The sequence below is a fragment of the Staphylococcus sp. FW104-15G4D genome (assembly GCF_058790135.1).
On record NZ_JBYTCH010000002.1, the window covers coordinates 13502 to 38400 of the forward strand.

The window sequence follows — 24899 nt, forward strand, 5'->3', positions numbered from 1 at the left end:
AATAAAACTGCTCTTTTAAATAGAAAATTAAAGAGCAGTTTAAAGTGAAATATAATTTAATGAATAAAATTGAGTCTTCATTACGTATTGGCAAATATGGTTGTGTTAAAATTTTCAATCAAAGTTTGAATCTTTGAATCGTCGTAATATGATTTAGTTAAATTTTTCATATACATACTCTGTGACAAAGCTTCATAATTTAAACTAAATTGAATTCTATCCCCAATTTGATAGTGATCTTGATTATTCAAATCAATCATTAAATGATCGCTTGAGGCGCCAACCATTTTCAGATCATTGGCGATAGGCTTGATACCATCTGTAAATGTATCTAAATAACCTATATCCACTATTGCTTGTAAATAGGATTGGTGTGTCACTTGATTAATACGTGGTTTAATTTCAATAATTTCCGCTTCAAGTACAATCGCATCTTGATAGAGACTTGCAATAGGTTCATTCGTGGTAGTATCTATTCCTCTAAAGAGTGCTTCTCCTATTCTTAATTCATTAATCTTGCCAAGATCATTGTACATTGTTTGAGGTAACATGCTTGAGTTACCTCCTGAAATAATTTTAAACTTGTAACCTATTTCCTTTTCAACGGCACTAATGAACTTATTAATCATAAAGACATCATTTTCTTCTGGAGCTTTGGATTTAAAGCACATAAAATTAAATGCTAATCCTACTAGTTGTATATGACTCATACTCATAATTTCTTTAATATAATCTAATACATCATAAGTTAAGACACCTTCACGGCCGTCTTTCCAATCTACCATTAACATGATTTGATGCTTTACATTCATTCTTTTTGCAATTACATTCAATTGTTTAATCGTATCAAGTTCTGTTTGAATACTCAGTTTTACAGTAGAAACCATAGTTTCAAATTCTGTCGTGGGGCGTAATAGTGTAAAGGTGATATTTAAATCTCTTAGTCTTTCAATATTATCAATTCTTGATTCAGCAAAGTGTGTAATTCCAAGAGATTTTATTGTAGAAACGATGCGTTCATCTCCGGCAACACATTTTACTACAGGGGTAAAGTGAATCTGTCTACGTTCAAGTAATGTCTGAAGTACTTTGGCATTGTATTGTATTTTTGATAAGTTAACTTTGATTCTAGCCATGTACTACACCTCTTTTTTAATAGGATTTTCTAATTCAGTGTTTAAATATTTTTTAACTTTATTTTCCATCCTCATACTTAATAACGCTTTAACTGTTATTGTCGGACCAAATAATACTTTCCTCAAAATGTCGGCATGGGATTTATCATCATCAATCGCTAGATCAATCTCTTCACGAACGATATCAAATAACTCTTTTTCTTTAACATCTTCATATTGATTAAAGTGATGAATCAACTCTGCTAATTGATTTTGTACAACAGCATGTTGAAACTTCGCAATAACTTCCTCAATGGATTGAGCTAATAAACTTTCATTCGTTACTTCAATATTTGTTACCTTCTGTTGTAAAGTATCTAAATCTATACGTGAACCACCTAAATCACGTACTAAGAATTTCATTTGATAGTTAGGACCTAGATTGACAATCGTATTTTGCATATGTGCTTCTAATGCAATTCCATAATCTTGAATGTATGCAATGAGTGGTTGGACTAATGTTTGTGTGTAAGTTGCAATAAAATGTTTAATGTGGTCAATTGTTATTTCAGTTTCAAGCCATTCTAAATAGCTATCTACAATCGCTTTACGATCAATTGGATTAGGATTAACTAAACTTGCTGTGACCACTGTTGAGCCATTTTCAAAGATAACGGGTTTCTGACGAATAATGCATGCAAGTTGTCTTGCCAAATCAGAATCCACGTCGGCATATGCACCAAAGGGTTCCATCGCCACTTGGAGTCCTGGATATTGATCAAGAAGTCCTTGTAATGCATAACTTAATTTAGGTCCATCTACCGTAGTAACCGTAGAAACAGTTCTTACTGCACTAGTTGCTTGAACATTCACAGGAAGTTTAACGTGATAAGGTTTATGAATTAAATCCATCGTTCTAAATGATAACGTTGCTTTAGATTCTACTGTGAATGGTGTTGGTATTAGTATTTTACTAGCAATCCACTGACTAAATTTTCCGCCTATAGTGTGATCGTATTGCCAAGGATGAACAATCATGACTCTATAATCCTCTATATTTAAATTTAAAGGCTCCAAAAATGAATTGAGTTGATGACGATATTCCGGAATGACACGATTTAAAATATATTGGTCATCGTCTTCCATTGACGTAGTGACAATGTGATTCTTTTCAATAAGCATAATTTTTAGAGGAATAACCTTTTCAAACTCTGAAGCATACGCTTTCAACTCGCTTTTATTTAACGGAAGTTTTGTTTTAGTTAAAGGATGGGTAGGATGTCCTTCAACTATCAAACTCTCCGAATAACTTAAATCATCTATAATGCCACTATCTTGTAAATGTTGTAGCCAGGATATAAAGTTTAATGATTCAGGCAATCTTGAAAATTTCATACTTTGATGTATGAGTGATTGTCTGTTGTTAAAATGTTTATATGTTTCAATAAAACTGTCTCTACTATGAATCAATTCTTCATTCAAACGTTCTGAAATTTCAATATTAAAATCCTGTGTTAATGTTTCGAGCAGATCTTCTAAGCTTTCAATAGGTTGTGACTTTTGACCACAACCATACATAATATCGCCTTTAAACACATATCTTTCCATAGCACTTTTACGTTTTACTTGAACAGTTAATCTTTTGCCTTGGTACTGAATTTCCACCACACTATCATCTTTCGTTATTTTCATGCCCTCTGGTGAAATACGTTCCTTAATTATTGCGTTCATGATACGGTATTGTATATTTTTATCTGCTAACAGCCATTCATTACGCTCCATTATTACTTTCCTCCAACTTCGTCATACGCTGTATTAGGTAAAATATTACTGAAATGGCTACGGTAGTTATACCCATGATCATGAATGTCGTCAGTATTCCGAATACATCTGCAAAGAAACTCATAACTAAACTACCGAGAGGTATCATACCACGGTCCATCATAATAATACTTAATACCTTCCCTCTCTCATAGTCTTTAACACTATGTTGAAAATAAACTCTATTCGTTGTTCTTGCCCATTGGCTAAATAGTCCAATTAAAGTGATACAAATGAACATAATAACCAAATTATGTATAACGACGCCTAGTAAAGCTAACCCAAATAGCAAAGAACTTAAATAATACATTTTAACTGCGCTTAGATGATTTAAAATGGTAGGTAAAATAATTGTTGCTACGATACCACCAATAGCACAGAAGGTCATCGCTATACCAAATACTTCTGATTTTCCTGGAAAAATATGATTCGTAAGTACGGGTAATACTGTTGTATAAGAGAATCCTGTAGCCATGATTAATAGAGAAGTAACAAATATCTTACTCCCCTCTAGATTACGTTTGAAATAATTCATAACTATCTTTAATGAGAATTCTTTATTTTCGAGTTGATTTGAAACAACTTCAAAGTGAAGAGGCAGACTAAAAAGTACAGCAACTAAATAACATATCGCTTGTGCTAAGAAAGTTGAAGGCGCATGATAAGCTGCTAGAATGACTCCAGCGATTGCGGGACCTATCGAACGACAGATGTTAATGATAAACGAATGAAACGATACTGCCTGTGTTGTAGAAATTTTATCTGATAAATCAGGTAACACCGCTTGTCTTACTGGTGTTTCTACTGCACTTAGAATACCTCTTAACGATGCATAAATGAGTATTACAGCGATTGGGATAGAATCAATAGTAAATGTCAAAACACATAATACCGCAGTGACTATAAATGAAGAGGAAATCGTTATTCTAAGTAAATTTCCTTTATCATATTTATCAGCAATTGAGCCTGCCCATACACTTAGCAATAAAATTGGTACGAGTCGGCAAAAATTAACTAATCCCAGATAAACTGCGTTATGATATGTAGTAAGTACAAACCAGTTTAATCCTATTTGCCCAATCCAATTCCCCAAAAACAGAAGAAAAGAACTGGAAAAGAAAAATTTTGCCATTTAATTTCCACCTGTCTTTTTTATTGATAATAATTATCATTATCATTAATATGGATTATACAAATCTTATTTATTTTTGTAAAATATTTTTTTAGAGGTGAATTATGAATTTCAATCAATTTATTAACAAACAAGACATTGAGATGACCCAAGATGAGCAAAATGTTTTTCAGTTTTTACAACAATATGATGAACAATGGGCATCTATTTTCCAAGATAAATTATTAACTGGTCGAGATAAAGTAACAAAGCGTTTAGTTACTTCTATACATAGAGAGAATTTAGTTCATGGTAATGATCATAGTCAGTTACTTAATAGACGTAAATTTGCTGGTTATGACACTCATGTAACTGACATTTTAGAAATTCATTTTCCTAAATCAAAGCTATACTTATACGCACCAGTAACTGGTCAGCATGCATTTAATCGTATAGATGTTGAAGGCCCCTTTTATTATAAACGTGAACAATATCAAGATGAATTTAAGCGTATTTTACATCCTAATGACATATTAGACTGGATTCTTACTGAATCACCAGAGTTGGACAATGAAGCGAGCCAACAATTCAGAGATGACCAAACGAACAGTGCAGCCAATATGACATTTGCGCTGAGCTATCAATATTTTAAAATGAAGGATGATCGAGCACCTCTATACGATATTATTAAAAATCATCAAGATAGTTATCTAAGGTCTGAGCAAGCCGTAGTAGAAGGCCACCCTCTTCATCCGGGAGCAAAACTGCGTAAAGGTATGGATGCGTTTGAAACATTTAGATACTCTTCTGAATTTACTCAGCCCATCGAATTAAAAATTGTATTATTGCATCATTCAGTGGCTCGTATTCAAGCTTTAGATGCAAATTACAATGATACGATGAAACATATGTTTCCTGATATATACTCACACTTAGAAAAAGAATTTAGCGGACAAGTCAATTTAGACGACTATCAATTGATGATTATGCATCCATGGCAATACGACCATGTCCTACATCAAGATTACATGGAAGAACTTGATCAACGACTTATGATTGTGAGTGAATATTCTATCCCATATTATGCTGGTTTATCATTTAGAACGTTGGTTCCTGAATTACCTAATAAAGCGCCACATATTAAATTATCAACAAATGTACATATTACTGGCGAAATTCGTACACTTTCAGAACAAACAACTCATAATGGACCTTTAGTTACACACATCTTAAACGATATCTTGACTAAAGATTCAACATTTAAACAGTATGCTTCTACTGTAATTGATGAAGTGGCAGGAATTCATTTTTATAATTCTAATGATAGTGATGAGATACAAACGGATCGTAGTGAACAACTAGGTACGTTATTTAGAAATAATTTCTATCATTCTATAACGAATGATGTGGTACCTGTCATTCCATCAAGTTTAGTTGCAACGTATCCTTACAACTCTGAAACGCCTATTCAAACATTAATTCAAACATATCAAGTTTCTAAGGGATTTCAGTCATTTGAAGAAGCAGCTAAAACTTGGATGAATGAATATAGTAAAGCGTTACTAGGTTTAGTCATTCCTTTATATTCTAAATATGGTATTGCTTTAGAGGCACACCTACAGAATTCTGTTGCAACCTTTAACGAAGACGGTTCACTTAATAAACTATATATTAGAGATTTCGAAGGTTTACGTATTGATACTGAGCGCTTAAATCAATCGGGTTATGAGACGAACCATTTTCATGAGAAATCTAGAATTTTAACAAATTCTAAGACTTCCGTTTTTAATAAAGCATTTTATTCTACAGTTCAGAATCACTTAGGAGAGCTTGTGCTTACAATAGCTAAGTCATCTCATTCTTCTTCACTTGAAAATGAAATCTGGAAGGATATGGCACTCATATTAAAGGATATTTTAAGTAATATCACAGAATTATCTGAAGGTCGTCGTAGTAAAATCGAAGAAGTTATCTTTGCCCCAACAATTGATTATAAATGCGTGACGACTATGCGATTAGAAGATCAAGCACATGAATATACGTATATTAAAGTAAACAATCCACTTCACTAATTAAAATATTAATGTAATTGTAGCTTATAATAAGCAGTCTATGTTTAAGAAAGTCATCTTTTACGCAGACTGCTTATTTTTTGAGGAAAATTAATTATTAATAAACAAAAAGCCTATAAATGGTGTGAGAACACTTTCCATTTATAGGCTAATATCATATAAGTTTCAACTTAAATGATTTATCAAATTGCAATTATGAATTATTGTAAACCTTGTCTATCACTGTGGTTGTTGTCTTTGTTGTCTTTGTTGTCTTTTTCATTTTTTTGTTGCCATTCTTTTTTAGTCATTACATCGTCAACTTGCATGTTCACTTCAACAACTTCTAAGCCAGTGATGTATTTCACTTGTTCTTTAACTAAGTCAGTTACTTTACGGAAGATTTTTGGTGCTGATTCACCATATTCTAAAATAACTTTTAAGTCGATAGCAGCTTGTTTTTCGCCAACTTCAACTGACACGCCAGTAGTCACGTTATTACCACTTGAGAATGCATTAGTGAAGTTGTCAGTGAATCCGCCTTTCATATCTAAGATACCTTTAACTTCACGAGCAGCAATACCAGCAATTTTTTCAACTACTTCATCAGAGAAAGTTAATTTGTTTTCGAATTGTGGTTGTTGATTTTCTTGAACTTCTTTTTGTTGTTCTTGTCTTTCTTTTTCATTTACACCAGTTTGGTTATCGTATGCTTGTTTTGCTTTGTTATTATCTACTGCCATAGTAAATTCTCCTTTACTTTCAAAATTTAGTTATTATTAATAATTAGATTTAATTAATTCCTTTAGAACTGGACTAGCTCCATCTATTGAGGAAATTCATAAAGTCTTGCGTACGGTCTTTAATATACCCGATACCAATTCCAATTAAACACAAGACAATGATTAAAATTGTTTTCCAAAATCCAAGAGTTAGGAATAATATAGCTATAAGTAAAAATGCTAAAAATCCAATAATACGCCACTTAAATGCTTTAAATATATTGATTAATTGTTGTGTAGAGTCTTGTCCGTTTTGATTATTATTTTCAGCCATGATATCCCTCCCTTACAACACACGTGGACCAGACGTTTTCTGGTCACGAACATTAACTTCTAATTTTCGTACTGGAATTTCTGTGAAATGTTCAACATTTTTCTTAATGTCAGAGCGAATACTTTCAGTTAATGATTTCACTTGAACATCATTTGGTACGAAGAAATCTGCTTTAATGTCGATAAATGATTTCTTTTTCTTACTATAAAGCTTACTTACTACATTAGGTTGTCTTACTTGATCATATTTAGTTAATGTATCGTACGCAGATTTTTCAACTGCTTTTCTTGATACATAAATATGACCATCATCAAAAGTTTTATAAAGTCCAGGTTTACGATACGTAGGTTTGAATATGCTTAATACTAATATGAGTCCAATCAATATTAGTAATCCCGCAAGTCCAATTAATAGTGGTTGGAACCAATTGAAATGAAGGAAGTAGTCTTGATAGCTTTTAATACGACTATCCTTTATGTACATAAACAATAGGAACCCAACAATTGCGACTATTAAAAGGCCGAGGATGAAATTTTTTAGTCTTTTCACCTCGCACGGCACCTCCTTATGTCATTGTTGAATTTGTTTACATTTTAAATGAGTACCCTATAAATATTTTTTTGAAACATAAATAAAACAATTTTTTATTCTATTTTTAAAAATATTTAAAGAAGCACTACTTATAATACATTATTCCCATTCTAATTAGATGAAAAACGTATATTTTTATTATTATGTTAAATTTTTTTCGTTTTTAGAACTACGGTATTCTAGAATGTCAGAATTCTTATCCTTAACTAATACCTTATTGCTAGGACGTGGCTTTTCATCACTAAGCGACTTAAAGAGCGACCAAATCATAACTATGATTACGAGTGAAAATGGTAATGCAGCTATGATAAGTAAGTTTTGTATTGCTTGTGTGCCACCAGTGTAAATCATAATTATTGCAAATAGTGCCATGATAATACCCCAGCTTACCTTTACAAATGAAGCAGGATTTATATCTCCACGAGCACTTAACATACCCAGTACATAAGTAGCGGAGTCGGCTGAAGTCACAAAGAAAATCATAATCACTACTAGAGTAATAATACTTAATATAAATCCAAGCGGATATTGTTCTAACGTTGCAAATGTAGCTGTCTCTGTAGCTGCTTTAGCAATATTAGCTATATGATGATCTTGTAAATAAATTGCTGAAGCACCGAAGACTGCAAAGAATAAGAAACATACTAGTGCTGGAACAAATAGTACGCCTAAAATAAATTCTTTGATTGTTCTACCTCTTGAGACACGTGCGATAAAGATTCCAACAAATGGCGCCCATGAAATCCACCATGCCCAATAGAAAATTGTCCATTGTTGTAACCATTTAAATTTCTCTCCACCTGATGGAATTCTCAAACTCATTTTAAAGAAATTGGCTATGTAATTCCCTAAACCATTCGTAAATGTGTTCAAAATATAAAGTGTCGGTCCAACAATGAATAATCCGACTAAAACTAGAAATGCTAACCCCATATTGATGTTACTTAAAGTTTTAATACCTTTATCAATACCTGACCATGCTGACCAAGTAAATAATATAGTAGCAACGATAATAAGGATAACTTGTGTTCCAAAGTTATTTGGCACTTTAAACAAGAAGTTAAGGCCTTCATTAATTTGTAATGCTCCAAATCCTAATGTTGCTGCAACACCTGTTACAGTCGCTATGACTGCTAATACATCTATCGCACCACCTATCGGACCTCGCATAGCTTTTTCACCGAAAATGGGCGTTAATGTTGCACTTACAAGACCGGGATATCCCTTATGGAAACTAAAATACGCAAAGACGAGCGCTACAATGCCGTAAACTGCCCAGGCATGTATACCCCAATGGAAGAAAGAAAATTGCATGGCGTCATTAATGGCTGACTGCGTTCCAGCTTTATGTATTGGAGTTAAAGTAAACGCGTGACTTATAGGCTCCGCAGTGGTCCAGAATACTAATCCGATACCCATACCTGCACTAAATAACATAGCAAACCATGAAGGAAGTGAGAATTCAGGATCTTCTCCTTCTTTACCTAATGTAATTGATGCATATCTAGAGAATAATAAATAAACACTTACTATAAGTATGAGTAGGACAAGTAGAAGATAATACCATGAAAAATGAACTGCTATAAATGAAGTTACAGTTTGCGTAACTTGTTCAAGTTGTTTAGGTAGAATCGCACCATAAATAACAAATGCTGTACAAATTGCTAATGCTACCCAAAATACAATGCTGATTTTACTTGTATTTGTTGATTTCATAAATAAAACAATCACCTCTTTCCTATGTTTATTACCCATCCCAAGTATTATCAATCATTTATACTTTGTATTTTTAAAATATATAACTTTTTAATTGTATAGTTATGATGGCGACAAGATTGAATATAAAATTAGCAGTAAGATGATTCATAATTGAAATCATCTTACTGCTATTCTTTCTAGGAAATATGTCGATAATTATTTTTCCACATTAATAACTAATTTACCTATCATCGTATTTGACTCTAAAATTTGATGAGCTTGGTAAAGTGTCTCGGTGGTTAAACCATTAATCACCTTCGTAGTTGTATGGTGATATTGCCCTTGTTCAACCCTTTCAGAAATATCTTTCAAATACTCATGATGTTTAATCATGTCATTCGTGCGATTGACTGGTCTGGCGAACATAAATTCATGAGTAAAGTTAACACTCTTAGGTTTGAGTAGATTTAAGTCTTGCTTTTCTTTAAATGCAACAATCGTTGCGATATGACCTAATGGTTTAATAAGTTCAATCATTTTCTCATAATATAAATCTGTATCAAATGTGCAGAAAATGTAATCTACTTCATTAATATCGTGATGCTCAAGTTGTGTCTTTAAATCTTCTTTATGATTGATTACAATATCAGCACCCATAGACTTCGTCCATTCAATCGTTTCCTCACGAGATGCAGTGGTAATAACCTTTAAGCCATGTGCTTTAGCAATTTGTGTAGCAATACTACCTACCCCACCGGCCCCGTTAATGATAAGAAGAGATTTACCTTTGTTCTTTTCAGGGTCATGAGATATTTGAAACACATCAAATAATGTTTCAGATGCTGTGAGACCAGTGAGAGGTAAACTTGCCGCTTGTTCAGGCTTAAGATTAGATGGTGCTTTCGCTACTAATTCTTCCTCAATTAACTGATATTCTTCATTAGAGCCATGCTGATTTGGAGAACCTGAATAAAACACATAGTCTCCTGGCTCAAACATTGTGACATCTTCTCCAACTTGTTCGACAATACCTGCCGCATCAAATCCTAATATACGTGGTGCATGGTTAACTGGTAAGATGCGTTGTTTCGTATCAACCGGATTGACACTTATACTTTGAACCTTTATTAATAACTGATTCCTAGTTGGATTTGGAATATTAAATTCAATTTCTTGAAATTGATTACCATCTTCTAGATTGAACGGTGCATTAAATCCTATTGCTTTCATGATTCCACCTCTATGTTGATTTTATTAAATTAATTATAGCATTTAATTCAATTCACTCATTTAAACAGTTTTTTTGAAGATGAAGATACTAAACGTCAGAGACTTTAATTACTTGTTTACCAAAATTATCACCAGTGAGTAAATTTCTAAATGCTTGAGGTACTTTATCGAAACCCTCTTCTACAGATACTTGAGTCTTAATCTTACCCTCTTGTACCCATTTAGCGAGTTGTTCGCTTGCATTTTTAAAGTCATCAGCGAATTCGGCAACTAAGAAACCTCTCATCATCGCTTGTTTCTTGATGAGTGTCCCTTGAATACGTGGACCAATATCTTCTTCAGGATGGTTATAAGAAGAAATGGCACCGCAAACAGGAATACGTGCATGTGTGTTTAGGTGTTTAAATACTTCATCACCTATTTCACCGCCTACATTTTCATAATAGACATCGATGCCATCTGGAACAGCATCTGCTAATGTTTGGGCGAAATCATCTTTCTTATAATCTACACCTGCATCAAAATCTAATTCTTTAGTAAGATAATTTACTTTCTTATCTCCTCCTGCGATACCTACAACTCTACATCCTTTAATTTTAGCAATTTGGCCGACAACTGAACCTACTGCACCTGAAGCTGCTGAAACAACTACGGTTTCACCTTCTTTAGGCTGTCCAATGTCTAAAAGGCCATGATAAGCAGTTTGCCCTGGCATTCCTAGGACGCTTAAATATAAGTCAAGTGGCACATCTGTTGAAGGTACTTTATCGATATGCTCTGTTGATACAGTGTTTATTTTCTTCCACGGAAGCATGCCCACGACAATGTCACCTTCATTATAATCTTTAGCATTTGATTGAATAACTTTAGCTACGATATGTCCATTGAATGGCTCTCCTTTTTTAAAAGGCTGGACATAGGAATCTGCATTCGTCATACGGCCTCTCATATATGGATCCACTGAAATATATAATGTTTCTAATTGAACTTCATTATTTTTAGGTTCTTGTACATCAGTTTCTTCATATTTGAATGTATCATCTTGTGGCATTCCATCTGGAACTTTGTTAAATACGATTTGTTCATTTTTCATATGATATCACCCTTTTTTGAATATTAATTCTGTAAATATCATACCTCGAACAAGGTCATCGCAATCATAGAAAATCACTTGTATAATAAGAGCAAGCATTGAGAAATTGGTTGAATCATGACGTATGGGAGGTTTAATTTTCCTAAAATGAAATTAAGCATATTAGATTATGTACCGATATTTGAAGGTAGAAGTGCACACGAAGCATTTCAGCATAGTGTAGAGTTAGCACAACGAGCTGAACAATTAGGTTATGTGAGATATTGGGTGGCTGAGCATCATCAAGTTCGTTCTGTGGCATCAAGCGCCCCTGAAATGGTCATGATGACATTATTGGAACAGACGAGTAATATCAAGATTGGAAGTGGTGGTGTCATGTTGCCACACTACAGCCCGTATAAAGTAGCTGAACAATTTAAGATGATGGAAGCACGCCATCCTCATCGTGTAGATATGGCGATAGGACGCTCTCCAAGTTTCAACAACGTGAACGCTGCATTAAATGAGAATAAAGAAAGAAAACTAGATTTTGATACACAGTTAGATGATTTGAATAAATACTTGAATGATGACATTGATAAAGCGCACCGCTTCAAGACGTTATTAGCTACCCCGTTAATCCCGACCAAGCCTGAAATGTATATTTTAGGTATGAGTGAACGAAGTGCAAAGTTAGCTGGCAGACGCGGTTTGCCATTTGTTATTGCTAAAATGGGACAATCGTCAAGTGCTATTGAAGAAGTTATAAATGTCTACAAAAATGAGTTTGCACGTTGGCATGGTAGATATTGGAAATCGTCTGGCGATGGCGATAATCGTGCTTTTGGTAGGACATCTCATGGAAGTTCAGAGGAAGATTTTGCTGGGGATTCACATAGAGGTGTTAAGGATTATTCTGGCGAACATGTGCATGAGGCTTTTGAAGAAGAATCTAGAGACCATGTGCATGAAGCTTCTGAGGAAGATTCTAGAGGCCATGTGCATGAAGCTTTTAAAGAACTTTCTGGTGGTGTGAAACCGTATGTGATATTAGCTACATTTGTAGTAACGGGTGATAATGAGGTTGAAGTTGAAGAGCTTTTAAGCGCATTACAACTTTGGTTGTTACGTATTAATTATTTAGATCAACCTCAGTTTTACCCATCTATTGAAACCGCTAAGAATCGAGTTTATAGCGAGCGCGAGAAAGAGAAACTTGAACAGAATAAGCGTAGAATTATTTATGGCTCGCCTCGCGAAGTATCACGTCAGTTAAAGGATATTAAAAGTTTGTTTGGAGTAGATGAGTTAATGATATTGCCAAATGTTTATGGAGAAGATGCGCGTTTTGAGTTAATTGAATTATTGGCACGAGAATTAGATATTTAGTGTGTTTGCATTATTAGGCACAATATTGAATCATTTTATTCGTTGAATAGAGTGGGACTAGATAACTGTATGGAGTGTGGGCTGTTGATTCAACATGATGGTGTTTAAGAAGATATGGTTTTAATAGAGAGGCGCACTGATGCATTAAAATTGTGAGGAGCCAAATGCATGAGTGCGCTTCAACTATATGAATTATTTGCTCCATAGAAATTGAATGATGTCGTTTGCTATATTTTTATTTTCGTGTAATTGGCTATGTTGAGCTGTTTTACCGGTAAATTTATTTTCCGTGTAAGATTTTGGACTATTTCCTAGTAAATATTTCAAAGATTTTGATGAACTATTTGATACACGACCATCAGAATGTGTGCCATCTTGAATATCTCCATAAATATTGAGTACATCAATGTTTTTATCTTTATAAACTTCTTTTAAAGATAATAACTTTTTGAAATCATCGTTCATTTTATTTGGCTTACCATTTCGATCTAAGTTTATTTCATTTATCTTTTCATTAAGATTTAGTACGCCATTATAAGTACCTGCAATATTTACTTCTTTTTGAAGGTGTGGCAAATATTTATCATTTCCATAGTTATTCATATAATAAGCAAATGACATATTCCCCATTGAGTGTGCTACAAAATTAAATTTATTGATATTATATTGGGATTTCAATTGAGACAAGACATTTTTAATCCATCGTGCATTTTCATTAAAATCACCATTGCGATTATTTTCAAATTCGATTTTTATAATTGGATTTTTTACATTTTTATCTATAGAACCAATAAAAGTCACATTACCATTGCGAGATACTTTTGCTATCATCACATCCTTTGTAACGCCCTTTTTAACTGCTTGATTAACCATGAAACTTTCTGATTTTTCGCTTCCTCCATATCCATGCATAAATAGAGTGGCCACAAGTTTATGTTGATGTTGAGTAACTGAAGACGGAATATGTTTGCCCGATTGACGGCTACAAAGTACAGTAAATAATATCAAAGTAACAATAATAATAAGTATAAAGACCATCGCAGAAGATTTTGATTTCATCATCTTACCTCATTTTGTTTATTTTATATATTATATACGATTAGAGAGGTATTTGCTCATATTTAAAGACTCACTACATCTAATGTAATGAGTCTTTGGAACATACAAGCTGTATTTAAATGATAAATTTTTAAAAGGAAATTATTTGATTTCTTTTGTTTTAGCTAATTCTTTGTACCAATAAGCACTTTTCTTAGGATATCTTTCATGTGTATCAAAATCGACGTAGAAAAGACCGTAACGTTTTTCATAACCATTTGACCATGAGAATACGTCCATCAATGACCATAAGAAGTATCCTTTCACATTAGCACCATCTGCAATTGCATCAGCAATCACGTTTAAATGTTTCTTAACATAATCAATACGGGCATCGTCATGTACAGTTTTCTCTTTTTCATCAAATTCATCTTTGTATCCTAAACCATTTTCAGTAACATAGATTTTATGATAATTTGGATAATCTTTCACAACCCTCATAATTTGATCGTATAATCCTTGAGGATAAATCATCCAATCCCAATCTGTTCTAGGTACATCTACATCAAATTCTCTTTGACCGACACCTTTAAGTTGGTATTTAGAACCACCTTTATCTCCAGTCGCATTGTGCGTAATCTCAGATTCACCTTCATAACCTCTCATCCAATCACTCATGTAATAATTGATACCTAAGAAGTCATTTAAATCTTTAGCAGCATCTAAAATTTTATAATCTTCGTCAGGGATATTCAATTTACCACCATTAACAGATAAGATATGTTGAACACCTTCCATTGTTTCACGAGAATACTTACCTAAGTATGTGACATCTAAAATAAATTTATTATGGATAATGTCCTCTAGTTCTGCTGCTTTAACATCTTCAGGATTAGAAGAATCAAATGGATATTTTGTAGGTAAGGCATGAACTACCCCTATTTCACCTGAATATTGCCCATCTTTAAATAACTTTACAGCTCGAGCATGTGCAACCATCATGTTATGGTGAGATTGAAAAACCTTTTCAAAGTCATATTTAATACCTGGAGGGAATTTACCTACTAAATATTGACCATCACCGATTGGCCCTATCTCATTGAAAGTAGTCCAGAAATTAACTTCTGGGAATTCTTTAAAGCAAAATTCTGCATAATCTACGAAATAATCAATGGTTTTACGATTTAAAAAATCTCCATCTTTATGAAGTACTTCTGGTGTATCAAAATGGTGTAAAGTAACGAATGGTTCAACATGACGTTTATGACATTCTTTAAATAGCTTATGATAGTACTCTACCCCTTTAGGGTTTACTTCTCCATAGCCTTTAGGAAAAATTCTTGACCATGCAATTGAAATTCTTATACCGTTAACTCCGAATTTCTCACTTAATTCTAAATCGATTGGATATTTATTATAGAAATCACTTGCTGGTTCTGCTGTATACCAATAATTTTCCTCAAGATATGTATCCCAAGCGACACGCCCCTTACCATCAGTTTGAGTTGCTCCTTCTGCTTGATAAGCTGCTGTTGCTCCACCAAAAATAAAATCTTCAGGTAATTTCTTAGTCATGAATAAAACTCCTATCTAATTTTTAAATTGTTGTTTTACAAATTCGAGTGCTGCTTGACCATCTCTAGTTAACTTAATGTATTCAGCGCCTTGTGTTTTAGCTAATTTTATACCTAATTTGTCAGTGTCTTGTTTAATATCTTCATAATTTGAGGCTACTTGTGGTGCTAATATAATTAATTGATATTCTTTCATAATATCCATATGTGCACCATAACCACCAGCCGCTGCTGTAACAGGTACACCGTATTCATCTGCTGCTTTATTCAAAGCATTAGCTAATAAACCACTTGTACCTCCTCCTGCGCATAATACTAAGACATTTGTTTGTTCAGTAATATTGCTGTCAGAATGATCTTGATTCACTTCTGGTTGTGAATCATGACTTTGCGAAGCTTCATTCGCTCCGGCAGTTGCTAAAATAGCATCAGCTTTTTTAGTATCAAAGTTAGCTGAAACTTTTTCTTTTAATTCATTATTAACTTCTTTATTACCTAACTCTTCTTCCAAAATCTGCTCATCATAAACCTTAACGAATGGATAATAAATAATGACATCTACTACGATTAAGACAATGGCTAATACAAATGACCAAAACGCAAAACCAGTACCCATCACGATACCTAGAGGACCTGGAGTAGTCCAAGATAAGAAGATACTAAAACTATTCATATTCAGAACATCAACAAAAAATTTAAATATCCATACATTGACAATTGGCGCTAAAATAAATGGAATAAAGAACACTGGGTTTAATACTAAAGGCGCACCAAACAAGATAGGTTCATTTACACCAAAGAAAGTAGGAACTACTGAGGCACGTCCAATTGCTTTATTACGTTTAGACTTAGTTAGCCACATAAACATGAAAGGTACGACTAATGTTGCACCAGTACCTCCCATAGTTACAACAAACATTTGAGTACCAGGTGTAATGACTTTATCAGCATGTTCGCCTGCTTGAATTAAATGTAAGTTCGCTTCAAGGTTAGCGTAAGTAATTGCTGCAATGGCTGGTTCAACGATTGATGGTCCATGAATACCTACAAACCAGAAGAAAGCGAATGCACCAAAGATAATTGTCACTCCGACCCAACCATCAGCTGCTGTAAATAATGGTTCAAAGATTTTTAATACTGCGTTAGCTACATTGGTATGAATAAAGGCTCTAGCAATTAAATCTAACGCATAAAGAATAATGATTACTGCTGATAATGGGAATATATCTTTGAAAACTTGTGATATATTAGGTGGCACTTCTTTAGGCATTTTTATTGTAATATTATGTTTGATAAAGAAACTATAAACATTAACAGTTATAAACGCTGATAAGAAGGCTGTTAATAAGCCTTTTGTTCCCATGAAAGCACTTAAAAACCCTCCATCTTTTACAGGATCGGCTGCTAAGAACAAGAAACCACACATTGCAGCCATCATTGTTGAAATAAAGTTAATTTGATTCGTGCTTTCCAATCGTCGATTAAATGAATCAGTCAGTGATTTGGCTGTTGTCCCTGCTACAATGAAACCAACAATTCCCATCGTAAAGTTATAGGGTTTCATTAATATACCTTCCATTGTTTTACTCCAAGTAAATCCAAATACATTCGGTACATAAGTGACTAAAATAAATATACTTGAGAACAAGATAATAGGAATTGCTGCAATAAATCCATCACGAATCGCTCTTAAATAAATATTACGAGATATTTTTTCAAAGAACGGCTTTCCTTTTTCTATCCATGCTATTAACTTATTCATAAAGGTCAACTCTTTCTTTTATATAATTCGATTAAATGCTTCATTAGATCTTTTAATAAAATAGTAGTCATTAAATGATCTTGACCATGCATCATCGTTACACTATAAGCAATGTCGTCTCCTTGAGCTTCTTTTTGTAATAAACTAGTTTGAGCACGATGTGCATCAGCAATGCACTGATTACCCTCTTCTATTAAAGATTCGGCTTTATCATACTCTCCCTCTTGTGCGGCTGTTAATGCCTCTAAAAACTTAGACCGTGCATCTCCAGCGTAAGCAACAATTTCAAAACCTAATAATTGTACTTCTTCTCTATTCATGATGTGTCTGTCCCCTTTCGAGAATTAAACTCTCTCTTTCCATGATGTTGCAGTCGTTTCTAAAACTTTATTCAACTCGTCAATGTTTTTGAATCCTGTAGTACGAAGCCATTGTCTAGCCGCTTCTTCACCTTTTTCGATATATACTTGAACTGCGCCTGCCCAAGTAGCTTTACCACAAAGTACTCCATTGAATTGAGCTCCTGCGTCATGTGCAAATTTTAAAGTCTCTTGGAAAAGTTCAGCAGAAACGCTTGCACTTAAGTAAATATATGGTAATTTTGTTGAAGCGTCTTGGTCTTTAAAATATTGTGCTGCTTCTTCTTTAGAATAAGCTACTTCTCCATCAGTGAATCCTTCAACATATTTCATATTTACTGGTACTTCTACTTTTAAGACATCAACATTAAAGCGATCTTCTGAGAATAGTTTCATCGCTTCATTTACTTTTCTTGGTTTCACTTTCGCAAATTCTAGACTACTATTATCTGGAATATTATCGTCATAAGTGAGAACTTCTAAGAAAAATGGAATATCTTCAGCTACACATTCAGATCCAATTCGTTCAATGTAAGCTTTCTTCTGAATATTAATTTCTTCTGCATCGTCGACGTCATAATAAAGCAAGAATTTAACGGCATTTGCACCTTGCTCTTTAAGTCGTTTAGCTGACCATTCTACTAAACAGTCAGGTAATCGACCTTTTGCGTTAACGTCATATCCTGTTTTTTCATAGGCAAGTAATAAACCACACTCTTTATTACGAGCTTCTGATGCAGGTAAACCATATTCAGGGTCCAAAAGAATAGATGACGCGTATTGCGTTAACTCTTCTGATACTAAAACTTTTAATTGTTCAATTTGCTCAATTGTAGGTTCATCTGTTTGATGTTTTGCCATCATACGTTTTAACGCACCACGTTGGTCAAAAGCTAAAGCTGAGATGACACCTTTATCATTACTTAGATGTTCAATTGATGCCGTTTTTTGAGTTGTTTTTACCATGTTTTACACCTCTATAATTTCAATTTGGTCAAAGAGCTGAGAATAATTAGACATATTTACATAACCTGTTTGTGCCTCTTGAGCATTTAACATTCCTAAAGTGTTCGACTTCTTAAGTAGATTCTCATCACTTTCATGATGAACAATTGCTGAAGCTATTCCTGCAACTGTTGAATCTCCAGAACCCACTGGATTAAGTACTTTAATCGAAGGAATGTTTACTTTATAAAATTGATTATTATGTTTAGCAAACGCACCATTCGCACCTAAAGAAACAATAATCCACTCAATACCTTTAAATAATTGATGATTTAAAGCTTTTTTCAGCTCTTCAGTTGATTCATTAAGTTCTGTAGAAATCAATTGTGATAATTCTTCAATATTTGGCTTTATCACTGTCGGTTTGTGATTATTTTGTAACGCTTCCTTTAATGTTTCTCCAGCACAATCCAGCACGACTGGTTTATCATTTTCATTACATATATCAATAATTTTTGAATAATAATTTGAATCTACACCTTTTGGTAAGCTCCCAGAAATAACAACCGATTTAGCTTTTGGTATTAGATCTTTTAAATGCTTCAAAAACCCGGTTGATTCATCCACAGTTATTGTTGGTCCTTGCTCCAAAATCTCTGTTTGGTTGCCATTATGCAATATAGCAATACAATTCCTAGTTTCACCTTTAATTTTGAAAAATGAATGTTTCACTTGATTGTGATTCAACTTTTCTGCTATAAAATCGCCTATTTTACCACCCAAAAAGCCAGTGGCAACAACTTGTTCATTGAGTTGTGATAACACCCTAGTTACATTGAGTCCCTTTCCACCAGCTGTCTTACTAACGTTTTGAACTCTATTAACTGTATCAATATGTAATTCATCCAATGGATAAGAGATATCTACCGAAGGATTTAATGTTAAAGTTAAAATCATGTTGTACTTCCTTAATCGTGATATTCGCCTTTATCCCACTTTTCTAAAAATTCATCAAAGAAATGTGGATCTTCTTGTTTAGCATTATGACTTTCAAGATGATTAATTTTTGCAATTAATTTTTTATTTTCTTCTGTTGGTTTATACTCAGCATTGATAAATGCTTCAATAATGTCGCACATTAAAAGTTCGCCGATGATTTTACCACCAAAACCAATAACATTTGCATTTAATTCCTCTTTCGCATATAAAGCTGAAGTCATATCACGTACAAGTGCAGAACGAACGCCAGCAACTTTGTTAACCGCATTATTAATACCAACACCAGTACCGCAAATACATACACCTAAGTCAGCATTACCGTTTACAACTTCTTCTCCTACTTTTTTACCGAAAATAGGATAATGCGTACGTGTGAAGTCATATGTTCCAACATCAATAACTTCGTGTCCTTTTGACTTTAAAAACTGAGATACTTCCATTTTTGTATCAGTGACAATATGGTCACAACCTAAAGCAATTTTCATTTATTCTCCTCCTATTAGCACATTTTATTGAGCATATCTACGCGAATTTGGTGACGCCCACCATCGTAGTGTCCATTAACGAAACCTTTAACTACATTCTTAGCTAATGTGTCCCCAACAATTTCTGAACCTAGAGTAATCATTTTTGAATTATTATGACCTCTAGTCATATATGCTGAACGTTCGTCTGAAACTTCAGCTGCAATCATCCCTTTAATTTTTGTAGCAACTATAAAACTACCTGCACCATAAGCGTCGATGGCAATACCCAAATTGTCGTCAGACTTTTGAACTTCACGTGCAACAGATACTGTTGAATCTACAAAATCTAAATCTTTACCCTCTGTTACATCTAATACTTCGAAATCGTTCTCTTTCAAATAAACTTTAATTAAATCTTTAAGACGTTTACCATCTACATCAGAACCAATAATAATTGTCATTTTAAGTCTCCTTTTAAAATGATTTTGAAAGCAAACACATATCAATTAAGAAAAGCGCTTTCAATTACCTATGTTTAAATTATAAACACTATACAACAATAATTCAACATATATTGTTTGAACTTTGTTTATTTAATGTTTGTTTTCAAACATTTAGTGAACTTAGTGTTTATACTGGCTTTGTAAATCAACAAAAAAGAGCGGAAATGAAATCTCATTCTCAAAGAATGAATTCATTTACCGCTCTATAAAGGATAATTAATTAATAGATATTAAATTCTATATTTTAGTCAATGACCTCAACATATTTTTCAACTTGTTCTGTCTTTTCCGAATTATTATTATCCATTAATACCGCATTTAATTCTTTTAATTCACAGAAAGATGAAAAATCATCTTTTCCAATTTTTGAAGAATCAATAAGTAAATATTTCTCTATTGAATGTTTTAAAGCAAGTTGTTGGGTGTAAGCTTCATCTATTGAAGATGTCATCGCTACACCATCTTTAACTCCATTACTACTAAAAAACATCTTACTAAATCTCAAGTTATTCAATAATTGATTCGTCATTTCTCCTACGAAAGCTTCAGTTAAATCTCTCATTTCTCCACCTAGCAGATACACTCTAAAATGTAAGCTCTGTTTATTCATGAGAATTTTAAAAACTGGTAAACAATTGGTGATAACAGTAAGTGAATGGTGGTGAATTTCTTCTGCCAATTTTTGCACAGTAGTACCTGGCCCTAAGAATATTGTGTCACCATTTTCTATAAGCTCTACTGCTTTTTTGGCGATATAGCGTTTCTCCTCAATGTAGTGCGTATGTTTTTCTTGGTGAGACATTTCTTTATATTGAAATGCAGAATTACGACGAGCTCCACCATGTATCTTAGTGAGAACGCCTTTCTCTTCTAACTCTGCTAAATCACGTCGAACAGTCATATCTGATACATTAAGACCTTCTACAATTTCATTTGTTCTAACCGTTCCTCTTTTGTTGATGAGTTTTGTAATTTCGTCGAGTCTATCATATTTATTCATATCTATATCCACTTCCTACGATTACATCATTTACAATCTTAATTTGTTTAAACTTTAAATTACTTTTCTTATGTCTTAATATAATTTTATAACATACTTTAAATACTTTAAAATGATAAAGTAATATTTTATGTGAAGTTGTTGCTACTAAAAAATCATAACATGGAATCTATAATAATATCCCTGCTGTTATTTGAGATAAGAATTACAGATTTCCATTAATTATAAATAAATCAAAAACTGAGGTGATTCAATGGAAAAGGAAATTCAACTATTAAAAAGTATTTTAGAAAGATCCAATAACATTGTGTTTTTTACAGGCGCGGGTGTTTCAGTAGCAAGTGGTATTCCAGATTTCCGCTCGATGGGAGGTCTATTTGATGAGATATCAAAGGATGGTCAATCTCCTGAGTATTTACTAAGCGTAGATCATTTAAATGATGATAAAGAGAGTTTTATTGATTTTTATCATAAAAGATTATTAATAGCTGATAAAAAGCCAAATATTGTACATCAGTGGATTGCTGCTTTAGAACGTGAACACAAATCTTTAGGTGTTATTACTCAAAATATTGATGGCTTGCATTCAGATGCAGGAAGTCGTCATGTCGATGAGTTGCACGGCACTTTAAATCGCTTTTACTGTATCAAATGCTACAATGAATACTCAAAATCTCAAGTGATGGAAAATCACATAAGATATTGTGAAAAATGTGGGCAGATTATAAGACCAGATATTGTATTATACGGAGAAATGTTAAATCAAAACACAGTATTTAGAGCTTTAGAAAAATTACAAAAAGCTGACACGCTAGTTGTTCTAGGGTCTTCACTCGTAGTACAACCAGCAGCCGGCTTTGTTTCAGAATTTAAAGGTGACAATTTAATAATAATCAATAGGGATCGCACGCCATATGATCAAAGTGCTGACTTAGTCATACATGATGATATGACAGAAGTCGTCGAAAAGATCATGAAAAAATAGACCGTATACAAGTAGCGTGAAACAATCATGCTACCTTTTTAATTTAATAATTAGTAACTAAAAATATAGAAAAGCTCGCTTAAAAATGAATATATAAAATAAAAAGTTATAAACGACAACACTCGGATTCTAATTACTTATTTCTATAACTAATGATAATTGAAAATAAAAAAACACTTCCCATATAATGGGAAGTGTTTTTGCGCGTTCGCCAAAATTAACGTTTTGAGAATTGAGGAGAACGACGAGCTTTTTTAAGACCTGGTTTTTTACGTTCTTTCATACGTGGGTCACGAGTAAGTAATCCAGCGCGTTTTAAAGAACCTCTGTATTCAGGGTCAGCTTCTAATAAAGCACGAGCGATTCCGTGACGGATAGCTTGAGCTTGTCCAGTGAAACCACCACCGTGAACGTTTACTAAAACGTCATAGTTACCTTTAGTTTCAGTAACATCGAATGGTTGATTTAAGTCTAAGATTAATGATTCGAATGGTAAGTAGTCACGTACGTCACGGTTATTAACTGTAATGTTACCTTCACCTGGTACTAAACGTACACGTGCTACTGAGTTTTTACGACGGCCTGTACCTTTATATTCAACTTGTGCCAATGTAATTTCCTCCTTCTAATTAACCACGTAACTCGTAGTTTTCTGGTTGTTGTGCAGCGTGTGGATGTTCAGCGCCACCATATACAAATAATTTTTTACCTTGTTTTTCACCTAAGCGTGAACTTGGTAACATACCTTTGATAGAAGTTTCTAATAAACGTTCTGGGTTTGTTCTTCTTAATTCACCTGCTGTGATTGATTTTAAACCACCTGGGTGATTTGAATGACGGTGGTACATTTTATCTTGTTCTTTATTACCAGTGAATTCGATTTTTGAAGCGTTGATGATGATTACATAGTCACCAGTATCAACGTGTGGTGTATAAGTTACTTTATTTTTACCGCGTAAGATAGCAGCTACTTCAGATGATAAACGACCTAATGTTTGGCCTTCAGCATCAATAACATACCATTTGCGCTCAATGTTTGATTCATTTGCCATAAATGTTTGACGCATAATAATTGTCCTCCTAAAAATAAATGCTTCATTCTTAATTGTTTTGTCAATCGATCACATTCGAACCTATGACCAAAAAACGCACAATTTTAATATTTGTTACGATTTAAAAGCGTAAGATTTCATTTATTTTATTAACTGTAGTTCTACTTTGCTTATATATCTAGTAACACAATAAGTTTCCGGGGCTTATCGTGGGGTGATATAAAACAATACCGTTAATAATCTTATAATTTCACAATGCTTTTGTCAATGACATTCAGTCATTTTCCAATGATTTTTTAAGATGTATTTTAATATCATTTCCAAACTCTTCTGTTAGTGATTCTGGCGACAAATAAATCTTTTCTAAGTAAAGTCCTTCTGCCGGAGCAGTAAAAGGCACATTGTTTCTATTTTTTTCTTCAAGTAGTTGCGGAACTTCGTCGGGTTGTCGCTTCCCTTTTCCCACCTCTATTAAAAATGCTACAAGAACACGAACCATGTTATAAAGAAATCCAGAACCAGTAACCACATAATCAAAACCTGTCTCAGTTTGAACCACTTCACTTTGGTATAACGTTCTTACTTTACTTTCCACTTCCGTTTTCTGAGAACAAAACCCCGTAAAGTCATGTGTACCAATAAAATGATGCGCAGCTTCATTCATTTTTGATAAATCTATATCACTATTTATAAATGTTTCGAGACCACTTTTAAAGGGATTACGATGTTCACCTTGATAAACTTTATAGCGATATCTCTTGCCGACACAATCATATCTACAATGAAAGTTTTCTTCTACTGTTTGAACGTTTTTGACGTAAATATCATCAGGTAAAAAACGATTCATCGCATATTGCCATTGTTGATTATCTATATTTAACTCAGTATCAAAATGGAAAAATTGTTGATACGCATGCACCCCTCTATCTGTACGACTGGTAGGATGAATTCGTACATGCCGTTTATGCATACGTTTTAAAATCTTTTCAAATTGTTGCTGTACAGTTCTTCCTTGTTGTTGGATTTGAAATCCTAAAAATTGATTACCCTGGTATGCTATTTCTACTAAAATTCGCAATGT

24 protein-coding genes are annotated in these 24899 nt (G+C 33.4%); 3 read left to right on the plus strand and 21 right to left on the minus strand.

Features of this window, described 5'->3' with window-relative positions; all coding sequences use genetic code 11:
• Positions 1-80: 80 nt before the first annotated feature.
• The 3 genes from AC3WQX_RS06400 to AC3WQX_RS06410 are packed head-to-tail and all read right to left on the minus strand — an operon-like array spanning position 81 to position 4068.
• On the minus strand, positions 81-1136 hold the full coding sequence (locus tag AC3WQX_RS06400; protein ID WP_049428199.1) for an alanine/ornithine racemase family PLP-dependent enzyme: 1056 nt from the start codon (positions 1134-1136) through the stop codon (positions 81-83).
• 3 nt (positions 1137-1139) lie between these two features.
• Positions 1140-2897, minus strand: a complete 1758-nt coding sequence (locus tag AC3WQX_RS06405; protein ID WP_492739949.1) for an IucA/IucC family protein — start codon at positions 2895-2897, stop codon at positions 1140-1142.
• Positions 2887-4068, minus strand: a complete 1182-nt coding sequence (locus tag AC3WQX_RS06410) for an MFS transporter (protein ID WP_049428203.1) — start codon at positions 4066-4068, stop codon at positions 2887-2889. Before AC3WQX_RS06410 ends, AC3WQX_RS06405 begins: the two co-directional genes overlap by 11 nt.
• A 104-nt stretch (positions 4069-4172) precedes the next feature.
• Between AC3WQX_RS06410 and AC3WQX_RS06415 the strand changes: the two genes are divergently transcribed.
• A complete protein-coding gene (locus AC3WQX_RS06415; RefSeq protein WP_070597536.1) occupies positions 4173-6119 on the plus strand; it encodes an IucA/IucC family protein in 1947 nt (648 codons plus the stop codon).
• Between the two features lie 200 nt (positions 6120-6319).
• Here the strand turns inward: AC3WQX_RS06415 and AC3WQX_RS06420 are convergent, their stop codons facing one another.
• From AC3WQX_RS06420 to AC3WQX_RS06445, 6 genes are all read right to left on the minus strand, one after another.
• On the minus strand, positions 6320-6841 hold the full coding sequence (locus AC3WQX_RS06420) for an Asp23/Gls24 family envelope stress response protein (RefSeq protein ID WP_492739950.1): 522 nt from the start codon (positions 6839-6841) through the stop codon (positions 6320-6322).
• 73 nt (positions 6842-6914) lie between these two features.
• A complete protein-coding gene (locus AC3WQX_RS06425) occupies positions 6915-7154 on the minus strand; it encodes a DUF2273 domain-containing protein (RefSeq protein WP_002432747.1) in 240 nt (79 codons plus the stop codon).
• 12 nt (positions 7155-7166) lie between these two features.
• Positions 7167-7703, minus strand: a complete 537-nt coding sequence (gene amaP / locus AC3WQX_RS06430) for an alkaline shock response membrane anchor protein AmaP (RefSeq protein WP_002432799.1) — start codon at positions 7701-7703, stop codon at positions 7167-7169.
• Positions 7704-7886: 183 nt separating this feature from the next.
• Positions 7887-9461 carry a BCCT family transporter gene (locus AC3WQX_RS06435; protein WP_030058570.1) on the minus strand — a complete coding sequence of 525 codons (1575 nt, stop codon included), beginning with the start codon at positions 9459-9461 and terminating at the stop codon, positions 7887-7889.
• Positions 9462-9659: 198 nt separating this feature from the next.
• Positions 9660-10673 (minus strand): zinc-binding alcohol dehydrogenase family protein, encoded by a 1014-nt coding sequence (locus AC3WQX_RS06440; RefSeq protein ID WP_049428216.1) that lies wholly within the window; start codon positions 10671-10673, stop codon positions 9660-9662.
• A gap of 88 nt (positions 10674-10761) precedes the next feature.
• Positions 10762-11766 (minus strand): NADP-dependent oxidoreductase, encoded by a 1005-nt coding sequence (locus AC3WQX_RS06445; RefSeq protein ID WP_049428220.1) that lies wholly within the window; start codon positions 11764-11766, stop codon positions 10762-10764.
• Between the two features lie 147 nt (positions 11767-11913).
• Between AC3WQX_RS06445 and AC3WQX_RS06450 the strand changes: the two genes are divergently transcribed.
• On the plus strand, positions 11914-13134 hold the full coding sequence (locus tag AC3WQX_RS06450) for an LLM class flavin-dependent oxidoreductase (protein ID WP_049428224.1): 1221 nt from the start codon (positions 11914-11916) through the stop codon (positions 13132-13134).
• 192 nt (positions 13135-13326) lie between these two features.
• Here the strand turns inward: AC3WQX_RS06450 and AC3WQX_RS06455 are convergent, their stop codons facing one another.
• The 9 genes from AC3WQX_RS06455 to AC3WQX_RS06495 form a co-directional block, all read right to left on the minus strand.
• Positions 13327-14193, minus strand: a complete 867-nt coding sequence (locus tag AC3WQX_RS06455; RefSeq protein ID WP_037579012.1) for an alpha/beta hydrolase — start codon at positions 14191-14193, stop codon at positions 13327-13329.
• A gap of 141 nt (positions 14194-14334) precedes the next feature.
• Positions 14335-15747 (minus strand): 6-phospho-beta-galactosidase, encoded by a 1413-nt coding sequence (lacG, locus tag AC3WQX_RS06460; RefSeq protein ID WP_492739953.1) that lies wholly within the window; start codon positions 15745-15747, stop codon positions 14335-14337.
• Between the two features lie 15 nt (positions 15748-15762).
• On the minus strand, positions 15763-17508 hold the full coding sequence (locus AC3WQX_RS06465; protein WP_492739954.1) for a lactose-specific PTS transporter subunit EIIC: 1746 nt from the start codon (positions 17506-17508) through the stop codon (positions 15763-15765).
• 5 nt (positions 17509-17513) lie between these two features.
• Positions 17514-17828 carry a PTS lactose transporter subunit IIA gene (gene lacF / locus AC3WQX_RS06470; RefSeq protein WP_002432608.1) on the minus strand — a complete coding sequence of 105 codons (315 nt, stop codon included), beginning with the start codon at positions 17826-17828 and terminating at the stop codon, positions 17514-17516.
• A 24-nt stretch (positions 17829-17852) separates the two neighbouring features.
• Entirely contained in the window at positions 17853-18833 is a 981-nt protein-coding gene (gene lacD, locus AC3WQX_RS06475) for a tagatose-bisphosphate aldolase (protein ID WP_492739956.1), read from the minus strand.
• A gap of 3 nt (positions 18834-18836) precedes the next feature.
• Positions 18837-19769: a tagatose-6-phosphate kinase gene (locus AC3WQX_RS06480; protein WP_064212203.1), complete on the minus strand. Its 933-nt coding sequence runs from the start codon at positions 19767-19769 to the stop codon at positions 18837-18839.
• An 11-nt stretch (positions 19770-19780) separates the two neighbouring features.
• Positions 19781-20296, minus strand: a complete 516-nt coding sequence (gene lacB, locus AC3WQX_RS06485; RefSeq protein WP_002432294.1) for a galactose-6-phosphate isomerase subunit LacB — start codon at positions 20294-20296, stop codon at positions 19781-19783.
• Positions 20297-20310: 14 nt separating this feature from the next.
• Positions 20311-20739 (minus strand): galactose-6-phosphate isomerase subunit LacA, encoded by a 429-nt coding sequence (gene lacA, locus AC3WQX_RS06490; protein WP_002432864.1) that lies wholly within the window; start codon positions 20737-20739, stop codon positions 20311-20313.
• A gap of 286 nt (positions 20740-21025) precedes the next feature.
• Positions 21026-21781, minus strand: a complete 756-nt coding sequence (locus AC3WQX_RS06495) for a DeoR/GlpR family DNA-binding transcription regulator (RefSeq protein WP_049428234.1) — start codon at positions 21779-21781, stop codon at positions 21026-21028.
• A 253-nt stretch (positions 21782-22034) separates the two neighbouring features.
• On the opposite strand from AC3WQX_RS06495, the gene AC3WQX_RS06500 reads away from it, so the two are divergent.
• A complete protein-coding gene (locus AC3WQX_RS06500) occupies positions 22035-22766 on the plus strand; it encodes an NAD-dependent protein deacylase (protein WP_023351310.1) in 732 nt (243 codons plus the stop codon).
• Positions 22767-22983: 217 nt separating this feature from the next.
• Here the strand turns inward: AC3WQX_RS06500 and rpsI are convergent, their stop codons facing one another.
• The 3 genes from rpsI to truA all read right to left on the minus strand — a co-directional run bounded on the left by rpsI (position 22984) and on the right by truA (position 24896).
• Entirely contained in the window at positions 22984-23376 is a 393-nt protein-coding gene (rpsI, locus tag AC3WQX_RS06505) for a 30S ribosomal protein S9 (protein WP_002443706.1), read from the minus strand.
• A 19-nt stretch (positions 23377-23395) separates the two neighbouring features.
• On the minus strand, positions 23396-23833 hold the full coding sequence (rplM, locus tag AC3WQX_RS06510; RefSeq protein WP_002432528.1) for a 50S ribosomal protein L13: 438 nt from the start codon (positions 23831-23833) through the stop codon (positions 23396-23398).
• Between the two features lie 259 nt (positions 23834-24092).
• Entirely contained in the window at positions 24093-24896 is an 804-nt protein-coding gene (gene truA / locus AC3WQX_RS06515; protein ID WP_194251417.1) for a tRNA pseudouridine(38-40) synthase TruA, read from the minus strand.
• Positions 24897-24899 lie beyond the last annotated feature (3 nt).

Bases quoted from the DNA above. Each gene is read 5' to 3' on its own strand.
- AC3WQX_RS06400 (WP_049428199.1), bottom strand. From the start codon at position 1,136: ATGGCTAGAATCAAAGTTAACTTATCAAAAATACAATACAATGCCAAA.
- lacG (WP_492739953.1), bottom strand. From the start codon at position 15,747: ATGACTAAGAAATTACCTGAAGATTTTATTTTTGGTGGAGCAACAGCA.
- lacF (WP_002432608.1), bottom strand. From the start codon at position 17,828: ATGAATAGAGAAGAAGTACAATTATTAGGTTTTGAAATTGTTGCTTAC.
- lacA (WP_002432864.1), bottom strand. From the start codon at position 20,739: ATGACAATTATTATTGGTTCTGATGTAGATGGTAAACGTCTTAAAGAT.
- AC3WQX_RS06500 (WP_023351310.1), top strand. From the start codon at position 22,035: ATGGAAAAGGAAATTCAACTATTAAAAAGTATTTTAGAAAGATCCAAT.
- AC3WQX_RS06495 (WP_049428234.1), bottom strand. From the start codon at position 21,781: ATGAATAAATATGATAGACTCGACGAAATTACAAAACTCATCAACAAA.
- AC3WQX_RS06405 (WP_492739949.1), bottom strand. From the start codon at position 2,897: ATGGAGCGTAATGAATGGCTGTTAGCAGATAAAAATATACAATACCGT.
- AC3WQX_RS06455 (WP_037579012.1), bottom strand. From the start codon at position 14,193: ATGAAATCAAAATCTTCTGCGATGGTCTTTATACTTATTATTATTGTT.
- AC3WQX_RS06450 (WP_049428224.1), top strand. From the start codon at position 11,914: ATGAAATTAAGCATATTAGATTATGTACCGATATTTGAAGGTAGAAGT.
- lacD (WP_492739956.1), bottom strand. From the start codon at position 18,833: ATGGTAAAAACAACTCAAAAAACGGCATCAATTGAACATCTAAGTAAT.
- AC3WQX_RS06415 (WP_070597536.1), top strand. From the start codon at position 4,173: ATGAATTTCAATCAATTTATTAACAAACAAGACATTGAGATGACCCAA.
- AC3WQX_RS06445 (WP_049428220.1), bottom strand. From the start codon at position 11,766: ATGAAAAATGAACAAATCGTATTTAACAAAGTTCCAGATGGAATGCCA.
- AC3WQX_RS06465 (WP_492739954.1), bottom strand. From the start codon at position 17,508: ATGAATAAGTTAATAGCATGGATAGAAAAAGGAAAGCCGTTCTTTGAA.
- AC3WQX_RS06435 (WP_030058570.1), bottom strand. From the start codon at position 9,461: ATGAAATCAACAAATACAAGTAAAATCAGCATTGTATTTTGGGTAGCA.
- AC3WQX_RS06425 (WP_002432747.1), bottom strand. From the start codon at position 7,154: ATGGCTGAAAATAATAATCAAAACGGACAAGACTCTACACAACAATTA.
- lacB (WP_002432294.1), bottom strand. From the start codon at position 20,296: ATGAAAATTGCTTTAGGTTGTGACCATATTGTCACTGATACAAAAATG.
- rplM (WP_002432528.1), bottom strand. From the start codon at position 23,833: ATGCGTCAAACATTTATGGCAAATGAATCAAACATTGAGCGCAAATGG.
- AC3WQX_RS06420 (WP_492739950.1), bottom strand. From the start codon at position 6,841: ATGGCAGTAGATAATAACAAAGCAAAACAAGCATACGATAACCAAACT.
- AC3WQX_RS06410 (WP_049428203.1), bottom strand. From the start codon at position 4,068: ATGGCAAAATTTTTCTTTTCCAGTTCTTTTCTTCTGTTTTTGGGGAAT.
- AC3WQX_RS06480 (WP_064212203.1), bottom strand. From the start codon at position 19,769: ATGATTTTAACTTTAACATTAAATCCTTCGGTAGATATCTCTTATCCA.
- AC3WQX_RS06440 (WP_049428216.1), bottom strand. From the start codon at position 10,673: ATGAAAGCAATAGGATTTAATGCACCGTTCAATCTAGAAGATGGTAAT.